We start from the raw sequence: 18,284 nt of genomic DNA, 5'->3' as shown, positions 1-18,284 counted from the left end.
GCGGGGGAAAACCCCACCGTGGAAGCCCGCGCATGCGAGGCGGGCGGCGCGCCGGGAGGTCGCGTCGGCGGCCACCGGAGCAGGGCGGCACGTTAAACGGTCGACGCCGTTCCGGGCGCTGCGGCAGAGTTCGCCCATGACGACCCCGTACGAGCACTGGCCCCTGTACGGACTCCGTATCCGTACCCCGCGACTCGAACTCCGGCTCCCGGACACCGCCCTCGCCGACCGGCTCGCGGCGGTGGCCGCGGCGGGTGTGCACGCGCCGGACCGGATGCCGTTCTCGGTGCCGTGGACCGACGGTGAGCCCGGGGCTGTGGCGCGGGCGGTGTTCCAGCACGTGCTGTCCACGATCGCGAACTGGTCGGTGGGCGACTGGGCCCTGAGCCTGGCCGTGCTGCACGACGGGGAGGTCGTCGGGCGGCAGGATCTGATGGCCAAGGGCTTCGGGGTGACCCGCCAGGTGTCCACCGGCTCCTGGATCGGTCTCGCCCACCAGCGGCAGGGGTTCGGGACGGAGATGCGGGCCGCCGCGCTGCACCTGGCGTTCGCGGGACTGGGTGCAGAGACCGCCGTGTCGGCGGCGATAACCGACAACCCGGCCTCCCTCGGTGTCTCGCGCCGTCTCGGCTACCTCCCGAACGGCACGGCGGTCGCCGCGGTGCGCGGGGTCCCGGTGACCCTCCAGCGGCTCCGGCTGGACCGGGCCGGGTGGGAGGAGCACCGCAGGGTGGAGGTGTCGGTCGAGGGGCTCGACGCCTGCCGGAGCCACTTCGGGGCGTGACGCCCGGCAGAAGCCCCCGGGCTTGGGACGTGACGCCCGGCAAAAGCCCCCCGGGCTTCGGCGTGACGCCCGGCAAAAGCCCCTCGGACTTCGGGCGTGACCCCCGACGGAAGCCCTCAGCGGGAATCTCCCGGGCGGAGCCCTCCGCGTGCGGCTGCCCCGGCCCGAACCCGCCCCCGGTGCGTCCCATCCGGCCACCGTGGCCGGATGATCGCCGACCCGGGCCCCGGAACCGACCGGGCGGACTGGGTCCGACGACCCGCGTTCCGGGGTCCCGGTCGCGGAGCGTCTCCGTTCGCGGTGGCCCGCAACGGCCGTACGGTCCGGCCCGGGCGGGGGTTACCGGGCGTAACCACCGGCTGGGGCGAACCGCTTCCGGCCATCTCCGGGGGAGCGCCCCTGCGCACACCACTGAACACCGCACCGCGGGCACCTGTACCACCGCGCCACATGTTTCCCACAGCTCCTGCCCGATTTCGGGCAGATTTCTTGCATAAGACTGCCTGCCCACGCAGTATCAACGGGTGCTCGAACGCCGCTCGTCCCACGACGACCTCATCGACCACCTCGTACGCTCCACCTCGCTCCAGCGCGGTGAAGCGGCCCGGGTGGTACTCGACGTGCTGGCGTTCTTCGACGAGACGACCGAAGCCTTCGTCCGGCGCCGCCACCGCGAACTGCAGTCCGGCGGCCTGGTCAACACGGAGATCTTCGAGCGGATCGCGGCCGAGCTGCCGCACCGCGCGGTGGCACCGCCGGAGCTCTCGCTCCGCCAGCTGCGCCGCATCGTCTACGGCTGAGGCAACGACCGGAGCAACGGCTGGAGCAACAGCCGAGGGAACGGCTGGGGCAACGGCCGGGGCCACCGCCGGGGCCGGGCACCGCAGGGCATCTGTACGTCGTAGGAGGGGTAGAAAACATGTGCGGGATCGTCGGATACATCGGCAGGCGTGACGTCGCTCCGCTGCTGCTGGAAGGTCTGCAGCGGCTGGAGTACCGGGGGTACGACTCGGCGGGCATCGTCGTGACGAGCAAGGCCGCGGCGGGCAAGCCGGGCACGCTGAAGATGGTCAAGGCGAAGGGCCGCGTCCGCGAGCTGGAGGCGCGTATCCCCAAGCGCTTCGCGGGCACGACCGGCATCGCGCACACCCGCTGGGCCACCCACGGCGCCCCGAGCGACGAGAACGCCCACCCGCACATGGACGCGGAGAACAAGGTCGCCGTCGTCCACAACGGGATCATCGACAACGCCTCCGAGCTCCGCGCGAAGCTCGTCGCCGACGGCGTCGTCTTCCTCTCCGAGACCGACACCGAGGTGCTGGTCCACCTGGTCGCCCGCGCCCAGGCCGAGACCCTGGAGGAGAAGGTCCGCGAGGCGCTGCGCTCCGTCGAGGGCACCTACGGCATCGCGGTGATGCACGCGGACTTCAACGACCGCATCGTCGTCGCCCGCAACGGCTCCCCGGTCGTCCTCGGCATCGGCGAGAAGGAGATGTTCGTCGCCTCCGACGTCGCCGCGCTGGTCGCCCACACCCGCCAGGTCGTGACCCTCGACGACGGCGAGATGGCCACCCTCAAGGCCGACGACTTCCGTACCTACACCACGGAGGGCTCGACCACGACGGCCACGCCGACCACCGTGGAGTGGGAGGCCGAGTCGTACGACATGGGCGGCCACGACACGTACATGCACAAGGAGATCTCGGAGCAGGCCGAGGCGGTCGACCGCGTGCTGCGGGGCCGTATCGACGACCGTTTCTCCACCGTGCACCTGGGCGGCCTCAACCTGGACGCCCGCGAGGCGCGCGGGGTGCGCCGGATCAAGATCCTCGGCTGCGGCACCTCGTACCACGCCGGTCAGATCGGCGCCCAGCTGATCGAGGAGCTGGCCCGCATCCCCGCGGACGCCGAGCCGGCGTCCGAGTTCCGCTACCGCAACCCGGTCGTGGACCCCGACACCCTCTACGTCGCCGTCTCCCAGTCCGGCGAGACCTACGACGTACTGGCCGCCGTGCAGGAGCTGAAGCGCAAGGGCGCCCGGGTCCTCGGCATCGTCAACGTCGTGGGCTCCGCCATCGCCCGGGAGGCTGACGGCGGTACGTACGTCCACGCCGGCCCCGAGGTCTGCGTGGTCTCCACCAAGTGCTTCACCAACACGGTGGTCTCCTTCGCGCTGCTCGCCCTGCACCTGGGCCGCATCCGTGACCTGTCGGTCGCGGACGGCAAGCGGATCATCGCCGGTCTGCGCCGTCTGCCGGAGCAGATCAGCGAGATCCTGGCGAACGAGGACGAGATCAAGCGGCTGGCCGCCGAGTACGCGGACGCCAGGTCGATGATGTTCATCGGCCGCGTGCGGGGCTACCCGGTGGCCCGCGAGGCCTCGCTGAAGCTCAAGGAGGTCTCGTACATCCACGCCGAGGCGTACCCGGCCTCCGAGCTGAAGCACGGGCCGCTGGCCCTGATCGAGCCCGCGATGCCGACCGTCGCGATCGTGCCGGACGACGAGCTGCTGGAGAAGAACCGGGCCGCGATGGAGGAGATCAAGGCGCGCAGCGGCCGGATCCTCGCCGTCGCGCACCAGGTCCAGGAGAAGGCGGACCACACCATCGTCGTGCCGAAGAACGAGAACGAGCTCGACCCGATCCTCATGGGCATCCCGCTCCAGCTCTTCGCGTACCACACGGCGCTGGCCATGGGCCGCGACATCGACAAGCCGCGCAACCTGGCGAAGTCCGTCACCGTCGAGTAGGGCCCCCAGGTCCGCACCGGACCGAGGGCAACGAGAAGCGGGCGTACACCACTCGATCGTGGTGTACGCCCGCTTCCGTCATGTACGACATGCGCGTCACGCATGTCCCGTGCGGATGACCCGGTGTACTGATGTGCAGCCCCTGCGGGTTGACGGACCATCAGCCGTGCGGCGGATCAACACCCGCGCTCCGTCGGGTCTTTCGCCGGGACCGTTCGGTATCGGCGAGGACCGTTCGGGACTGATCGGGACTGTTCGGGATCAGGGGATGACGATGACGGGACGTTGCGCGCGGCGGGCGAGACGGCCGGCCACGGAGCCGAAGATCCGGCCCACCAGCCCGTGCGTCGACCCGACGACGATCGCGTCGGCGGCATACTCGCGGCCGACTTCTTCCAGTTCGTGGCAGATGTCGCCGCCGCGCTCGACCAGCACCCACGGCACCTCGGCGAGGTACTCCGCACAGGCCAGTTCAAGACCGAGCACCTCGGTGCGGTGATCGGGTACGTCGACGAAGACGGGGGGTTCGCAGCCTGCCCAGACGGTGGTCGGGAGCCGGTTGGCGACGTGCACGATGATCAGTCCGGAGCCGGATCTGCAGGCCATGCCGATCGCATAGGCGAGGGCTCGCTCACTGGACGTGGAGCCGTCGAAACCGACCACGACACCGTGCCGGAAGGCCGGGTCGCAGGAATGACGTGTTTCTTCGACCGTCAGGGGGTCCGACCCGTGGTCGGTTACCTGCTTGCGGTCTGCGGGTTCAGGGGATTCGTGACCGGCCATCGGTGTCTCGGCGAAGAGAGTCCTCTTGAGGAGGGAACGGCTAGGGGGACGTGTGCGGCTGCGGGGAGCGGTTGCCGTGCGGCGCTGTGGACTTGTGTCCGACGACCGTCCAGGACGAGGGCCCGGCGACGGTGGTCGCGGGGCCGTTGTCCCGGGCCGCTGTCGGGCTGTTGTCCGGGAATCATCTTTCCAACCCTTTACCCCCAAGGGTACGGCGCCACTCCTCCACCGCCCAGACCGCCGCAAAGCGCGTGACGCGCTTTGGGGGAGCATGCACGAGGCGAGGGCGGTTGGCAATGCCGGTTGGTCCGTACACCGAGCGTCGCGGCGCCTGAGCGTGCCCTTCGCCCCGTTTTTCCGACGGGCCGGTATGGCTCGGAGAGGGTCTTCGAACGCGGCGCGCGCCTCGTACGGCCCTCTGGAGCGGCCCCTGTTGGCCACCTCGGCACGCCGGTGACGGCGCCGGAGCGCCGGAGCGCGCACCCGGAGCGTGCGCGCGGCGACCGCCCGTGTCCGACGCCGCCCGGACTCTCCGAGCCAGGCCGGGCACGAGCGCAGGAGGGCGCACGGACAGGCGCACCCGGCGCAAGCGAATTCCCGTGCGTGCGCCGGTGAATCCGTTGATCCACCGGGCTCGCCCGCTTTCTTCGGCCCGCTCCGTTCGCGCCCCCGCCGGCGGTCCGCAGGGGCGGGGAAGATCCCCCGGCGGGCTTTCTCGCAGGTGCGCGGGGGGCGCGACCGGCAGGGCCCAGAGTGCGCGGGGAGCGCGCCGGAGCATGACTGAATCCCACGCGCACGACCGTCGATTTTCAGCCAACTTCACATCTGCGCCGAAACCTTGGCGATGTGCCCCTCATTTGCACTTGTCACCTGGCAGGAACGGACCGCGCGGTACGCTTTCACCCGACGCGGACGGGCCATGATCGCGACGCGCACTTCACAGTGCCGCTCGTGAGTGGAACGCTTCGTGATCGAACGCTTCACGCCACGTTGCCTTGTCGACATTGAGCCGGTGAGGGAACGTGTCATTTCGGCATCGCGGGACGCAGTAGGTTCGATCTTGAAATCGAGCACTGGGACACGTGCGGCACCGAGGGGACACGTGCAGGAGCGACAGGCCTGTAGGGACCAGGGAGACGCGAACACCGAGGGGGGCTTAGCGTCATGAGCCAGGACTCCGCATCCGCAACGGAGGCCGCACGGAAGTTGGCCGGGCGGCGACGCCGGGAAGTCGTAGCCGTACTGCTGTTCAGCGGCGGCCCGATCTTCGAGAGCTCCATCCCGCTCTCCGTCTTCGGCATCGACCGGCAGGACGCGGGCGTGCCGCGCTACCGCCTGCTGGTCTGTGGCGGGGAGGAAGGGCCGCTGCGCACCACCGGCGGCCTCGAACTCACCGCGCCGTACGGCCTGGAAGCGATCAGCAGGGCAGGCACCGTGGTGGTGCCCGCCTGGCGTTCGATCACTTCCCCGCCTCCGGTCGAGGCGCTCGACGCGCTGCGCCGCGCCCACGAAGAGGGCGCCCGCATCGTCGGGCTCTGCACCGGGGCGTTCGTCCTCGCGGCCGCCGGCCTGCTGGACGGCCGCCCGGCGACGACGCACTGGATGTACGCGCCGACGTTGGCGAAGCGCTACCCGTCGGTGCACGTCGATCCGCGCGAGCTGTTCGTCGACGACGGTGACGTGCTCACCTCGGCGGGCACGGCCGCCGGGATCGACCTCTGCCTGCACATCGTGCGGACGGACCACGGCACGGAGGCCGCCGGCGCGCTGGCCCGCCGGCTCGTGGTGCCGCCGCGCCGCAGCGGCGGTCAGGAGCGCTACCTCGACAGGTCTTTACCCGAAGAGATCGGCTCCGACCCGCTCGCCGAGGTCGTGGCCTGGGCCCTGGAGCATCTGCACGAGCAGTTCGACGTGGAGACGCTCGCGGCTCGCGCGTACATGAGCCGCCGTACCTTCGACCGGCGCTTCCGCTCGCTCACCGGCAGCGCGCCGCTCCAATGGCTGATCACCCAGCGGGTGCTCCAGGCGCAGCGGCTGCTGGAGACGTCGGACTACTCGGTGGACGAGGTCGCGGGCCGCTGCGGCTTCCGTTCGCCGGTGGCGCTGCGCGGTCACTTCCGCCGCCAGCTGGGCTCCTCCCCCGCCGCGTACCGGGCCGCCTACCGGGCCCGCCGTCCGGGGTCGGGGCCGGAGCCCGGTGTGGTGGAGGCGGTGGTGCCCGCGCAGGTCGCGTCCGCGGTACGGAGGATTCCGGGCGGTTCCACGGGGCTGGCCGCGTTCGCCGCCTCCCCGGGAGCGCCGGCCCTCCCGGACCGGCCGGACCGGAGCCCGGACGGTTATCCCGGCGGGCGCCCGGCCCTGCCGGGACAGCGGAGCGCCCCGTAGGGTGGGGGCCATGAACGACCGCATGGTATGGATCGACTGCGAGATGACCGGGCTCTCGTTGACGGACGACGCACTCATCGAGGTGGCGGCTCTGGTCACCGACTCGGAGTTGAACGTGCTCGGCGAAGGGGTGGACATCGTGATCCGCCCGCCGGACGCGGCCCTGGAGACGATGCCCGAGGTGGTGCGGCGCATGCACACCACCTCGGGCCTCCTCGACGAGCTGGCCGGGGGCACCACCCTGGTCGACGCCGAGGCCCAGGTTCTGGCGTACGTGCGCGAGCACGTGAAGGAGCCGGGCAAGGCGCCGCTCTGCGGCAACTCCGTCGGCACCGACCGGGGCTTCCTCGCGCGCGACATGCAGGCGCTGGAGGGGTACCTCCACTACCGCATCGTCGACGTGTCCTCGATCAAGGAGCTGGCCCGGCGCTGGTTCCCGAAGGCGTACTTCAACAGCCCGGACAAGAGCGGCAACCACCGGGCACTGGCCGACATCCGCGAATCCATCGCGGAGCTGCGCTACTACCGCGAGGCCGTCTTCGTGCCCCAGCCCGGCCCGGACTCGGACCGCGCCAAGGAGATCGCCGCCCGCCACGTGGTGTCGGGCGAGAAGTAGGGCCCGCCGCTCGCACCCCTGCGAAAACCCCCTGTTCACGGGCCCGGGAGGGCCTGTGGACAGGGCCGCGGAGGGGGCCGCGGAAAGGTGGCGCGAGCACCCTCGAAAACCCTGTACACTTTTTCTCGGCCGGTCGGAAACGCCCGGACGAACATGGTGGGTATAGCTCAGATGGTAGAGCACCTGGTTGTGGTCCAGGATGTCGCGGGTTCGAGTCCCGTTACTCACCCTTGAAGGAGAAGGCCCGGTCTGCGGAAGCAGACCGGGCCTTCTTCGTGCGTTCCCGTCACGCGGTCCCCAGGAGCACCCGGGCCGCAGGGCTCCCACTCGTACATCTGCCGGTCGCGGTCCTGCGGCCATGACCACGGATCACATCGGGCCCTGCCACCCCTGGCGAGAGGGCGTGGCACGGAGCGGAGCGGTCAAGGCCGACCGGGAACGGCTGATCAGCGGAGTGGAGCGGTCAGGCCGACGGGGAACGGCTCACCAGGTGCCCGTCGAGGACGACCTCCAGCCAGGTGTAGCAGTCGCCGATCCACACGCCGACCTCCGCCCCGCACCCCGCGCAGGCGAGATTGGGCCCGTCGTGCCCTGAGGGCCCGCAGCAGCCGCCCCAGCGGCCCTGGATCTCGGTGGTGCCGACCAAGTCGCCCGGGCTCAACAGCAGATCCACCGCCGCCCCGGGTTCCGCCCGGGAAGCGTCGGAGCCCTCGCTCAGCATGCGCCGCGTGATACGCCCCGGCTCCGGGTCACGGGCGAAGGTTCCTGCCGCCATCCTCGGCGGGCAGGGGTCCACGGGAGAGTCGAGCGGCGTCCATGTCTCGCCCTCCGCGGGCGGGCGCACCTCGCGCACCGGCACGGACAGCCGGGCGCCGCACACGGCACACGAGATGACCTCGCTGTCGGCGTTTTCCATGGCGTCTCTTCCTTCCGCCCAGGGGTGGCGCCCCGCGCGCCACCCGTCCCCTTCGAAGCCGCTCACCGCCCCGTGAGGGTCTCCACCTCGGCCGCGTACAGCAGGGCCGGGTCCAGGCCCATGCCGGTGAAGTGGCCGGCGAGTTCCAGTGAGAGCACACCGTGCAGACGGGTCCAGAGGGCCAGCGCGAGGCGCAGGGCCGCCGGTGGGGCGTCGGGGCGGGCTCCCGCCCAGTCGTGGTGGTTCGCCAGGTGCGCCTCGAAGGCGTCCGCCTCCGGACCGCCCCCGGCGGGCGCCGTCGTGGTGGCGCATGCGCCGAGCAGGACGGCCATCATTTCCCCGGCGATCGCGGTGATGTCCTCGGGCGCTTCGTAGCCGGGTACGGGTGTGCCGTAGACGAGGAAGTACCGCTGCGGGTCCTCCAGCGCCCAGCGCCGCAGCACCTGTGCGAGGCCGGCCGGGCCGGCTTCCTCGCCGGCCGCCGTGAAGGCGTCGGCGATGCTGCGGTACGCGTCCCGTACCAGCTCGGTGATGAGCTCGTCGCGTCCGGCGAAGTAGCGGTAGAGAGCCGGGCCGCTCATGCCCATCTGCTTGGCGATGGCGTTGAGGGAGAGGCCGGAGGCGCCCGCCGTGGCGATCTGCTCGCGGGCGCACTTCTTCACCTCAGCCCTGACCTGCTGCCGGTACCGCTCTCGCGGGGTTGAACCGCTGTCGGCCACGACCGCCACCTCCTCGCTCTCGGTGAAGTCCGCGGGGGCTCGCGCGGACGCGTGCCACACCACTCCCAGGTTCGTTAGAACCTATCACGCTTGCCATCACCCTTCACGAAGGTCGCCGCAACGGCTTGACGCGATCGAAACCGAGGGTCATTGTTGTTATAGGTTCTAACAAACGCGAGCGGCACAAACGCGCGTTCGGTCAACGCGGTACGAGTGAACGGGAGGTCGTCGTGCGTGACGACGAACGCGTCCAGGTGGTCCTGCCGGGCAAGGTCGAGCCGGAGGGGCTGGAGCTGCGCTCCGGCCCGGTTCCGGCACCGGCGGCGGGGCAGGTCCTGGTCCGGATGGAGGCGACGGGGGTGTCCTTCGCCGAGCAGCAGATGCGCCGGGGCCGGTACTACGACCAGCCCGCGTTCCCCTTCGTCCCCGGCTACGACCTGGTCGGTACGGTCCTGGCGGCCGGCCCCGGCGTCGGCCCCGGGCTGATCGGGACACGGGTCGCCGCCCTCACGAAGACCGGCGGGTGGTCGAGCCACGTGGTGCTCGATGCCGCCGACGTGGTCGGGGTGCCGGACGGGGTCGGGGCCGCCGAGGCGGAGACGGCGGTCGTCAACGGCATCACCGCCTGGCAGATGCTGCACCGCAGAGCCAGGGTCCGCAGCGGCGCGATCGTCCTGGTCCACGGCGCCAACGGCGGGGTCGGCTCGGTCCTCGTGCAGCTGGCGATCGCCGCGGGCGCCACGGTCATCGGTACGGCCTCCGCCCGCCACCACGAAGGGCTGCGGGCGCTCGGAGTGACCCCCGTCGACTACCGGAACGAAGACGTACCGGCCCGGGTCCGGGAACTGGCTCCCGGCGGGGTGGACGCCGTGTTCGACCACGTCGGCGGCCGGAGCGTCGTCGACTCCTGGGGGCTGCTCGCCCGGGGCGGCACCCTCGTCTCCTACGGCAGCGCCGCCACCCGCGACGACGAGGGCTCGGGCGCACTGCCCGTACTCAAGCTGCTGGGGCGCGTCTGGCTCTGGAACTGGCTGCCCAACGGCCGCAGCGCCCACTTCTTCAATGTCTGGGCCGGCCGCGCCTGGGCCAAGGCCCGCTTCCGGGCCCGGCTGCGCGCCGACCTCACCCAGGTGTTCGCCGCCCTCCGGCGGGGCGACCTCACCGCCCGGATCGCGGCGGAGATCCCGCTCGCCCGGGCCTCCGAAGCGATGCGGCTGGCGGAATCCGGCACGGTCGCCGGGAAGGTCGTCCTCGTGCCGTAGCCCCCGGTCCTCCCCCCGACCCCGCCTCATCCCAGTTCAGCGCACCCAGGAGAAACCGCCGTGATCATCCCCTTCCTCGCCAAAGCCGCCGCTCTTCCCGTCGCCTTCCTGCTCGGCCTGACCGGCAACGGGCGGGCTCCCGTCGGAGTCGACACCACCGCTCCCGTCATCACCCGCGAGGACATCGTGATCCACGCACCGCTGGAGCGGATCTGGCGGATCCAGACGGACGTCGGCAGCTGGCCGCAGTGGCAGCCCGACGTCAGCGAGGCGACCAAGGTGACCCGCGGTCCGCTCCGGCCCGGTTCCGTCTTCCGCTGGTCGGTGGAGGGGCTGAGCGGCATCGAATCCACGGTCCGGCAGGTCGAGCCCGGCCGCCGCATCGTCTGGGGCGGTCCCGCCCAGGGCATCACCGCGGTGCACGTGTGGACCTTCACCCAGCGCGCGGACGGCGTGCACGTCCACACCGAGGAATCGTGGGCCGGGGAGCCCGTGGACGCCGCGACCCCCGCGCTCCAGGCCGCGCTCGACGCCTCCTTGGACCACTGGGTGCACAACCTCAAGGCCCGGGCGGAGAACTGATCACCCGTCGCGTCCCGGGCGGCCCCCCGGGGCGGCGTAACGTCGGTGGGCATGGTGCACGTACTGAGCAGCAGGACGCTGTTGCGTCCCACCGACCCCGAGCGCACCCGCGCCTTCTACGGCCAGGCCCTCGGCCTGGCGGTCCACCGCGAGTTCGGTACCGGTCCGGAGCGCGGCACGGTCTACTTCCTGGGCGGCGGGTTCCTCGAAGTCTCCGGTCGGGGCGACACCCCGCCCTCTCCCGACCTGCGGCTCTGGCTCCAGGTCGCCGATGTCGCCGCCGCCCACGAGGAGCTCAGCGCCCGCGGTGTACCCATCCTGCGGCCGCCCGTCCAGGAGCCGTGGGGGCTGATCGAGATGTGGATCACCGATCCGGACGGGCTGCGCATCGCGGTGATCGAGGTCCCGGCGGACCACCCGTTGCGCAGCCGTCCGTAAGCCCGACCCGACGAACCAGGCGCGACGAGCCCGGCCCAGCTCCGGCGTATCCGCCCGCATGGGACGGGTCGGACGGGCCCGGGTCGGGGCGGCGAGCCCCTCACGAAGAGGCGCGGACGACCAGTTCGGTCGGGAGCACCAGGTGGCGGCGCTCGTCGCTGGGGTCGGTGATCTGCTGGAGCAGGACCTCGGTCATGGCGCGCCCCATCTCCTCTATCGGCTGGCGGACGCTGGTGAGGCCGGGCTCCATGTGACGGGCCACCACCGAGTCGTCGAAGCCGACGAGGGCCACGTCGTCCGGGATGCGGCGGCCGGCCTCGCGCAGTACGTGGCGGGCGCCCGCGGCCATCACGTCGGAGGCGGCGAAGACGGCGTCCAGGTCGGGGTGGCGGGCGAGCAGCTCGGTCATCGCGCGGGCGCCGCCCTCCTCGGTGAAGTCGGCGAGGGCGATGAGGCGTTCGTCCGGGGCGAGGCCGGCTTCGGCGAGGGCCCTGCGGTAGCCGTCCAGGCGGCGCTGGGCGCCGTAGACCTCCAGTCGGCCGGTGATGGTGCCGATGGTGCGGCGGCCCTGCGCGATGAGGTGCGCGACGGCGCTCCGGCCGCCCTGGAAGTTGTCGGAGTCGACCGAGGCGAGCGGTTCGTCGGCGCCGCGCTGGCCGCTGATGACGCACGGCATGCCGAGCTGCTCCAGGAGTTCGGGCAGCGGGTCGTCGGCGTGCACGGAGACGAGCAGGACGCCGTCCACGCGGTGCGCGGTGAGGTACTGGGCGAGTCTGCGGCGCTCGCGGTCGTTGCCGGCGAGGGTGAGAAGCAGCTGCATGTCGGTGTCGGCGAGGGCGGCGCCCACCCCGCGCACGATGTCGGAGAAGTACGGCTCGGCGAAGAAGCGGGCCTCGGGTTCCGGTACCACGAGCGCGATGGCGTCGGTGCGGTTTCCGGCCAGGGCACGAGCCGCGCGATTGGGTACGTATCCCAGTTCGGCGATGGCGGCCTCGACCACTTCGCGGGTCTGATCGCTGACGCGCGGCGATCCGTTGATGACGCGGGAGACCGTACCGCGGCCCACACCCGCTTTGACGGCGACCTCTTCGAGCGTCGGCCGCCCGCCGCCCCGTACGCGTGCTGACACCATGTCCGCCTCCCGTTTCGCCGTCAACTTCTCACAGTCGAATATGTCGAACCAAGCCCTGTCGAAAGATTCCCTTGACACGTTTCCGGACCCGGGGGCTGCCGAAGAGCACCAAATTTGGGAGCGCTCCCAATCGTACGGGACGCCTCCGGGACCTTTCGTTGGGATCGGGCAGGGTCGGGGGACGGGGACGGGCGCGGGGACGGGTGGACGCACGAAGACCCGGCTGCGTTCACAACCGGGTCTTCGTGCGGGGGCGTGTGGAGCGCCCCCGTGACGCAGGGTGGGCGGGGAGGCCGTCTGCGCCGAGGGGGTGCCGGGAGAAGTCAGGGCCGGTCAGGCGGCCACGACTCCCCGGCACCCCCGGGCTCGACGCCGCGGGTGGCGGAAGTGTCAGGCCTGCGGCAGGCCGTGACGGCGGATCACGTCGGAGTACCAGCGGGCGCTCGCCTTGGGGGTGCGGGTCTGCGTGGCGTAGTCGACGTAGACCATGCCGAAGCGCTTCGAATAGCCGTACGCCCACTCGAAGTTGTCCATCAGCGACCAGAGGAAGTAGCCGCGGACGTCCGCGCCGTCGGCGATGGCACGGCGGACCGCGTCGATGTGGCCGTGCAGGTACGCGATGCGCTCCGGGTCCTCGACGCGGCCCTCGGGCGAGACGTAGTCGTCGAAGGCGGCACCGTTCTCGGTGACCATGAGGGCGACGTCGGGGAACTCGCGGGCGGTGTCGACCAGCAGGGCGTGCAGGCCGTCGGGGTCGACGGACCAGTCCATCGCCGTGACGGGCTTGCCCTCGGCCTTGTGGAAGGCGACGTGCTCCGAGCCGGGCCACGGCGAGTGCGCGCTGTCGCCGTGCGCGTGGCTGTTGCTCTCCGCGCCGCCGCCCGTCGGGTCGGTGACCAGGGTCGGCGCGTAGTAGTTGATGCCGAGGACGTCGATCGGGCGGGAGATCGTCGCCAGGTCGCCGTCGTGCACCAGCTTCGACCAGTCGACGAGGTGCTTGGTGTCGGCGATCAGGTCCTCGGGGTACGCGCCGTGCAGGATCGGGCCGGTGAAGACCCGGTTGCCGACCGCGTCGATGCGGCGGGCCGCGTCGACGTCACCGGGGGCGTCGCTGAGCGGGCGCACCTGGTGGAGGTTGAGGGTGACCGAGGTCTGCGCGCCGGCGGGGATGGAAGCGCGCAGAGCCTCGATCGCCCGTCCGTGGGCGAGGTTGAGGTGGTGGGCCGCCTGGAGGGACGCGCCGGGGTCGGTACGGCCGGGGGCGTGGACGCCCGAGGCGTAACCGAGGTAGGCGGAGCACCAGGGCTCGTTGAGCGTGGTCCACGTGCCGACGCGGTCGCCGAGGGCGCCGGCCATGATCGCCGCGTAGTCGGCGAACCGCTCGGCGGTGGCGCGCTCGGGCCAGCCGCCGGCGTCCTCCAGCTCCTGCGGGAGGTCCCAGTGGTACAGGGTCGCGACGGGCTTGATGCCCGCTTCCAGCAGCTCGTCGACGAGCTTGCGGTAGAAGTCGAGGCCGCGCTCGACGGCCGGGCCGCGACCGGTGGGCTGGACGCGGGACCAGGAGATGGAGAAGCGGTAGGCACCGAGGCCCAGCTCCTTCATCAGCGCCACGTCGTCGCGGTAGCGGTGGTAGTGGTCCCCGGCGATGTCACCGGTGTCGCCGTTGTGGACCTTGCCGGGGGTGTGGGAGAAGGTGTCCCAGATCGACGGCGTGCGACCGTCCTCCGAGGCCGCGCCTTCGACCTGGTAGGCCGCAGTGGCCGCGCCCCAGACGAATCCGGGCGGGAAGACGAGGGCGTCGGCGGCCTGCTCGGGGGCGAGGTCAGGGCGTACAGCAGTCATGCGGGAGCGCTCCCATGGGTGAAGAGGAAGAAGGGGGATCCGGTGCCCGCGCGGGCACCGGTGGGGGCGTCGCGCGGGCGCCCGGAGGTGCGGGCCGAGGTGTCTCAGCCCTTGACCGCGCCGGACATGATGCCGCCGACGATCTGCTTGCCGAAGATCACGAACACCGCCAGCAGGGGCAGCGTACTGATCAGGGCGCCTGCCATGACGATGGACTGGTCCGGCGTGTACGAGGCGCTCAGCTGACCGAGGGCCACCTGGATGGTGGGGTTCGCCTGGTTGAGCGCGAGATACGGCCAGAAGAAGTCGTTCCACGCCTGGACGAAGGTGAGCATGCCGAGCACCATCATCGCGGGACGCGCCACCGGGAGCACCACGCTGAGCACGATGCGGAAGTTGCTCGCGCCGTCGATCTTGGCGGCCTCGATCAGCTCGTACGGAAGCGCCTCCAGCAGGTACTGCCGCATGAAGAAGACACCGAACGCGCTGACCAGGGTCGGGAAGATCACCGACTCCAGCTTTCCGCCCCAGCCGATGTCCGACATCATCATGAACAGCGGTACGACGCTGAGCTGCGGCGGGATCGTCAGGGTGGCGATGACCGCGGTCATCAGCCAACCGCGGCCCTTGAAGCGCATCTTGGCGAAGGCGTAGCCGGCGAGGGTGCAGAAGAACAGCGTCGCGGCGGTGATGGACGCCGAGACGATGAGGGTGTTGACGATGGCCTTGCCGAGGCTGGCGTTCTCCCAGGCGGCCTGCAGGTTGTGCCAGAGCCGGCCGCCCGGCAGGAACGGCGGCGTGCTGGCCAGGACTTCGTCCTGGGTGTGCGAGGCGGCGACGAACGTCCAGTAGAGCGGCAGGATCGAAGCGATGCCGACGACGATCAGCGCGATGTAGGTGAACGGCCCGGCCTTGTGGGTGTCGCCCGCGCCCATGGCGAGGCGGGCCTTGCGGGGAGCGCGGCGGTCCGGCTTCGGACGTCCGGGGGCGGAGACCTTGGCGGGGGTGCTGGTGATGGTCATGAGAGGTATCGCTCCCGGTCAGGCCGCGGAACGGCGTACGAAGCGGCTGATGATCCAGTTGATCAACGCGATGGCCAGCAGGAGGGCGAGCATGACCCAGGCCACGGCGGCCGAAAGGCCGAGGTGTTGCAGGTTCCAGCCGTAGTTGTAGAGGTAGATGCTCAGCGTCTCGTACTGGTGCTCGGTGCCACCGATGGCGCCGATCGCGCCGCCCTCCAGCAGCAGCGGCTCACCGAACAGCTGCATGGAGCCGATGGTGGAGATGACGATCGTGAAGAGGATCGTCGGGCGCAGCGAGGGGATGGTCACCTTGATGAACTGCTGCCAGCGGTTGGCACCGTCCAGTGAGGCCGCCTCGTAGAGGTCGCCCGGCACGGCCTGCATCGCGGCGAGGTAGATCAGCGCGTTGTAGCCGGTCCACCGCCAGATCACGATGACCGAGATGGCGATCTTCGACGTCCAGTGCCCGTTGCCCCAGTTGGTGTCGCCGAAGCCGACGAAGTGAAGGACCCAGTTGAGGAGCCCGCCGTCGGTCCGGAAGACCAGGGCGAAGACGAGGGCCGCGGTGGCGACCGAGGTCGCGTACGGCGTGAGGATGATGGTGCGCCAGAAGGTGCTGGCGCGCAGCTTGTAGTTGAGCAGGTGGGCCAGGCCCAGCGCCACCAGCAGCTGCGGAACGGTGGAGAGGACACCGATCACGAACGTGTTGCTGACGGCCGTCCAGAACTCGGAGTCCTGGAAGATCTTCGTGAAGTTGTCGAAGCCGACCCATTCCATCTGGTCCATGCCGGTCATCTCGACCCGGTGGAGGGCGATCCAGCCGGTGTAGATGAGCGGGTAGAGGCCGAAGGCCGCGAAGACCAGGAAGAAGGGGGCTATGTACGCGTACGGGGACGCCTTGTCGTCGAACCGCCACAGCCGGCTCCGCCAGGTCTGCCGGCTGCTCGCCGGTTGCTGTCGGGAACCACGGGGTGGCGGGACGTAGGCGTCCCGGGTGGGGGTCGAGGTTGCCACGGGCGGGAGTCCTTCCCTGGGGTGCGCCGGCGGGCGCGTCGATCGGTACCGGGCCGGCCCGGATACGGGACTGCGCGTCCCGGTGCGGTGCCGAGCGGTGCCGGTCGTGTGGGGCTGGATGGGCGGAGCCGTTCGTCCCGGGGCCGGCCTGTGCGGAGCCGGCTGGAGGGGCGAACGGGATGGTGCGGGTGCGGGCCGGGGAGGGCCGGTGGTTCGTGCGCGCGGACGGGCTCTCGGAACCTCGGGGGCGGCGAACCGGCGAAACCGGTTCCCACCTTCGCCTACGAGCCGGGGAGGCCGGTGGTTCGGCTGCGAGGAAGCCCCTGCGCGGCGGGCCGGGGAGGCCGATGGACCGGCTTCGGCGGCGGGCCGGGCGGAGGCCGGACGGCCGTCCGTGCGGGTGGTGCGGTGGGTTCTGCGCGCTGTGGCGCCGTGGTGCGGGCGGTGCGGTGATGCGGTGGTGCGGACGGTGCGGTGATGCGGGCGGTGCGGTGATGCCTGCCGGCGGTTGCGCGTACCGGCCGTTCCTCGCTGTCGGCCGTTCGCCAGGACCCGGTGTGCGGGGGCCCGGGCGAACGGGCCGGTGGCGTGCGCCCGCCCCGGACGGGGTGGCGGGCGCACGCCGAGGCGGTGCGGGCGGCCTGTGGGCCTCCCGCACCGCCGGGGATCAGCCGATCACCTTGTCGACCGACTCGACGGCCGTCTTCCAGGCCTTGTCGGGGTCGGTGCCGCGCTGCTCCATGTTGTTGATCTCGGTGGAGATGGTGTCCTTGATGGTCGCGTCCTTCGGGCCGAGGACGGCCTCGGGGATGGTCTTGGCCTCACCGGCGTAGATCTCGCCGATGGGGGCGTCGTTGAAGTACGGCAGCTTCGCGTCCTTCACACCCGGGAGGTCGTACGCGCCCGTGTTGGACGGGAAGGAACCGATCGCCTTGAAGACGGCGGCCTGCTGCTCGGGGGCGGTCAGCCAGGCGACGAGCTTGATGGCCTCGTCGACGTGCTTGCCGGAGCTCGGAACACCGAGGAAGGAGCCACCCCAGTTGGCGGCGGTGCCGCCCGGCGCGCTGGTGATGTCCCACTTGCCCTTGTTGGCGTCACCGGCGTTGACCGAGATCTGACCGGCCATCCACGCCGGGCAGGCGACGGTGGCGATGGTGCCCTTGCGGAGCGCGGCGGCCCACGGGTCACCGAACTGCGGGACGCCCTGGGTCAGCTTCTTGGAGGCCGCCTCGGCGGCCAGGTTCCAGCCCTGCTGGACGGCGGGGCTGTCCTTGTAGATCGCCTTGCCGTCCTCGTCGTAGTACTGCTTCGCGCTGGAGCTGACGACGGCGTTGAACATGGCGCTGGCGGAGTCCATGAAGAAGGTGCCCGCGGGCGCCTTCGCCTTGAACTTCTCGCCCAGCGCGATGTAGTCCTCCCAGCCACCCTTGACCAGGTTGGCGACCTCGGTGCGGTCGGTCGGCAGACCGGCCTTCTTGAAGAGGTCGGTGTTGTAGCAGAGCGACATCGGACCGATGTCCGTGCCGGCGCCGATGAGCGCACCGCTGGAGGTCGTGGCCTGCTTGGCCTTCCACGAGACGAAGTCGGTCGCGTCGATGACCTTGCTCAGGTCCGCGAACTGGTCCGCCTTGGTGTCGGTCAGCTCCTTGATGCGGCCGACCTCCAGACCCTGGACGTCCGCCAGGCCGCTGCCCGAGTTCAGCTGCTGGAGCAGCTTCGGGTAGTAGACCTTCTCCTCGGCCGTGGTGTCTTCCTTGACCGTGATGTTCGGGTGGAGCTTGTGGTACTCGGCGAAGAGCCCGGCTTCCTTGTACCCGAACTGGCCGTAGTCGGCGACGGTCAGGGTGATGTTGCCATTGGCGTCGGTGCTGCTTCCCTCGTCGTCCGACGAGTCGCTGCAGCCCGCCAGCAGCAGGGCGGTGGCCGTCAGGCCAGTGGTGGCCACGATCGCGGCTCTACGGCGTCGACCTGCGACGTTGCGGGTGATGCGCATTCCACTACTCCTATTTCCAGGGTGTGACTGGCGGTTTGCTCACTGCG

Annotated in this window: 16 protein-coding genes and 1 tRNA gene; 9 read left to right on the top strand and 8 right to left on the bottom strand. The window is 71.0% G+C overall.

Translation table 11 applies throughout. The features are described from left to right. Nucleotides 1-136: 136 nt before the first annotated feature. The 3 genes from ACWCWD_RS19250 to glmS all read left to right on the top strand — a co-directional run bounded on the left by ACWCWD_RS19250 (nt 137) and on the right by glmS (nt 3,533). Entirely contained in the window at nt 137-784 is a 648-nt protein-coding gene (locus ACWCWD_RS19250) for a GNAT family N-acetyltransferase (RefSeq protein WP_450773985.1), read from the top strand. A 524-nt stretch (nt 785-1,308) separates the two neighbouring features. Continuing rightward, nucleotides 1,309-1,584, top strand: coding sequence for a hypothetical protein (locus tag ACWCWD_RS19245; RefSeq protein ID WP_266704610.1), 276 nt, complete (start codon nt 1,309-1,311; stop codon nt 1,582-1,584). Between the two features lie 119 nt (nt 1,585-1,703). Next, nucleotides 1,704-3,533, top strand: a complete 1,830-nt coding sequence (glmS, locus tag ACWCWD_RS19240; RefSeq protein WP_450773984.1) for a glutamine--fructose-6-phosphate transaminase (isomerizing) — start codon at nt 1,704-1,706, stop codon at nt 3,531-3,533. A 261-nt stretch (nt 3,534-3,794) separates the two neighbouring features. Here glmS and ACWCWD_RS19235 read toward each other — a convergent pair whose 3' ends face one another. Continuing rightward, nucleotides 3,795-4,316 carry a universal stress protein gene (locus tag ACWCWD_RS19235; protein ID WP_450773983.1) on the bottom strand — a complete coding sequence of 174 codons (522 nt, stop codon included), beginning with the start codon at nt 4,314-4,316 and terminating at the stop codon, nt 3,795-3,797. Between the two features lie 1,164 nt (nt 4,317-5,480). Between ACWCWD_RS19235 and ACWCWD_RS19230 the strand changes: the two genes are divergently transcribed. The 3 genes from ACWCWD_RS19230 (at nt 5,481) to ACWCWD_RS19220 (ending at nt 7,546) form a co-directional block, all read left to right on the top strand. Then, nucleotides 5,481-6,701: a helix-turn-helix domain-containing protein gene (locus ACWCWD_RS19230; RefSeq protein WP_450773982.1), complete on the top strand. Its 1,221-nt coding sequence runs from the start codon at nt 5,481-5,483 to the stop codon at nt 6,699-6,701. Nucleotides 6,702-6,711: 10 nt separating this feature from the next. Next, nucleotides 6,712-7,317: an oligoribonuclease gene (gene orn / locus ACWCWD_RS19225; RefSeq protein ID WP_450773981.1), complete on the top strand. Its 606-nt coding sequence runs from the start codon at nt 6,712-6,714 to the stop codon at nt 7,315-7,317. 156 nt (nt 7,318-7,473) lie between these two features. Next, nucleotides 7,474-7,546, top strand: a tRNA-His gene (locus ACWCWD_RS19220). Between the two features lie 234 nt (nt 7,547-7,780). Here ACWCWD_RS19220 and ACWCWD_RS19215 read toward each other — a convergent pair. Then, nucleotides 7,781-8,233, bottom strand: coding sequence for a hypothetical protein (locus ACWCWD_RS19215; protein ID WP_450773980.1), 453 nt, complete (start codon nt 8,231-8,233; stop codon nt 7,781-7,783). 62 nt (nt 8,234-8,295) lie between these two features. Next, nucleotides 8,296-8,952: a TetR/AcrR family transcriptional regulator gene (locus tag ACWCWD_RS19210; protein ID WP_450774023.1), complete on the bottom strand. Its 657-nt coding sequence runs from the start codon at nt 8,950-8,952 to the stop codon at nt 8,296-8,298. Nucleotides 8,953-9,182: 230 nt separating this feature from the next. Between ACWCWD_RS19210 and ACWCWD_RS19205 the strand changes: the two genes are divergently transcribed. Genes ACWCWD_RS19205 through ACWCWD_RS19195 form a run of 3 tightly spaced genes read left to right on the top strand, consistent with a single transcriptional unit; the run spans nt 9,183 to nt 11,234 of the window. Next, entirely contained in the window at nt 9,183-10,214 is a 1,032-nt protein-coding gene (locus ACWCWD_RS19205; RefSeq protein ID WP_450773979.1) for a medium chain dehydrogenase/reductase family protein, read from the top strand. A gap of 60 nt (nt 10,215-10,274) precedes the next feature. Continuing rightward, nucleotides 10,275-10,796 (top strand): SRPBCC family protein, encoded by a 522-nt coding sequence (locus ACWCWD_RS19200; RefSeq protein WP_450773978.1) that lies wholly within the window; start codon nt 10,275-10,277, stop codon nt 10,794-10,796. A gap of 51 nt (nt 10,797-10,847) precedes the next feature. Then, the gene (locus ACWCWD_RS19195; protein ID WP_450773977.1) at nt 10,848-11,234 is read left to right on the top strand and encodes a VOC family protein; all 387 of its coding nucleotides are present in this window, start codon (nt 10,848-10,850) and stop codon (nt 11,232-11,234) included. Nucleotides 11,235-11,334: 100 nt separating this feature from the next. Here ACWCWD_RS19195 and ACWCWD_RS19190 read toward each other — a convergent pair whose 3' ends face one another. The 5 genes from ACWCWD_RS19190 to ACWCWD_RS19170 all read right to left on the bottom strand — a co-directional run bounded on the left by ACWCWD_RS19190 (nt 11,335) and on the right by ACWCWD_RS19170 (nt 18,237). Next, entirely contained in the window at nt 11,335-12,366 is a 1,032-nt protein-coding gene (locus tag ACWCWD_RS19190) for a LacI family DNA-binding transcriptional regulator (protein WP_450773976.1), read from the bottom strand. A gap of 390 nt (nt 12,367-12,756) precedes the next feature. Continuing rightward, nucleotides 12,757-14,208 carry a GH1 family beta-glucosidase gene (locus ACWCWD_RS19185; RefSeq protein ID WP_450773975.1) on the bottom strand — a complete coding sequence of 484 codons (1,452 nt, stop codon included), beginning with the start codon at nt 14,206-14,208 and terminating at the stop codon, nt 12,757-12,759. 104 nt (nt 14,209-14,312) lie between these two features. After that, nucleotides 14,313-15,230, bottom strand: coding sequence for a carbohydrate ABC transporter permease (locus tag ACWCWD_RS19180; protein ID WP_450773974.1), 918 nt, complete (start codon nt 15,228-15,230; stop codon nt 14,313-14,315). An 18-nt stretch (nt 15,231-15,248) separates the two neighbouring features. Beyond that, complete coding sequence (locus ACWCWD_RS19175) at nt 15,249-16,244, bottom strand: carbohydrate ABC transporter permease (protein WP_450773973.1); 996 nt, start codon at nt 16,242-16,244, stop codon at nt 15,249-15,251. Nucleotides 16,245-16,911: 667 nt separating this feature from the next. Next, nucleotides 16,912-18,237: an ABC transporter substrate-binding protein gene (locus tag ACWCWD_RS19170; protein WP_450773972.1), complete on the bottom strand. Its 1,326-nt coding sequence runs from the start codon at nt 18,235-18,237 to the stop codon at nt 16,912-16,914. Between the last annotated feature and the right edge of the window lie 47 nt (nt 18,238-18,284).

The sequence above is a fragment of the Streptomyces sp. NPDC001493 genome, assembly GCF_053597235.1.
This window is presented reverse-complemented; position numbering and strand designations above follow the sequence as displayed.

Excerpts from the sequence above, each read along its gene's own strand:
- ACWCWD_RS19250 (WP_450773985.1), top strand. The coding sequence starts at position 137 with ATGACGACCCCGTACGAGCACTGGCCCCTGTACGGACTCCGTATCCGT.
- glmS (WP_450773984.1), top strand. The coding sequence starts at position 1,704 with ATGTGCGGGATCGTCGGATACATCGGCAGGCGTGACGTCGCTCCGCTG.
- ACWCWD_RS19235 (WP_450773983.1), bottom strand. The coding sequence starts at position 4,316 with ATGGCCGGTCACGAATCCCCTGAACCCGCAGACCGCAAGCAGGTAACC.
- ACWCWD_RS19230 (WP_450773982.1), top strand. The coding sequence starts at position 5,481 with ATGAGCCAGGACTCCGCATCCGCAACGGAGGCCGCACGGAAGTTGGCC.
- orn (WP_450773981.1), top strand. The coding sequence starts at position 6,712 with ATGAACGACCGCATGGTATGGATCGACTGCGAGATGACCGGGCTCTCG.
- ACWCWD_RS19215 (WP_450773980.1), bottom strand. The coding sequence starts at position 8,233 with ATGGAAAACGCCGACAGCGAGGTCATCTCGTGTGCCGTGTGCGGCGCC.
- ACWCWD_RS19195 (WP_450773977.1), top strand. The coding sequence starts at position 10,848 with ATGGTGCACGTACTGAGCAGCAGGACGCTGTTGCGTCCCACCGACCCC.
- ACWCWD_RS19190 (WP_450773976.1), bottom strand. The coding sequence starts at position 12,366 with ATGGTGTCAGCACGCGTACGGGGCGGCGGGCGGCCGACGCTCGAAGAG.
- ACWCWD_RS19185 (WP_450773975.1), bottom strand. The coding sequence starts at position 14,208 with ATGACTGCTGTACGCCCTGACCTCGCCCCCGAGCAGGCCGCCGACGCC.
- ACWCWD_RS19180 (WP_450773974.1), bottom strand. The coding sequence starts at position 15,230 with ATGACCATCACCAGCACCCCCGCCAAGGTCTCCGCCCCCGGACGTCCG.
- ACWCWD_RS19170 (WP_450773972.1), bottom strand. The coding sequence starts at position 18,237 with ATGCGCATCACCCGCAACGTCGCAGGTCGACGCCGTAGAGCCGCGATC.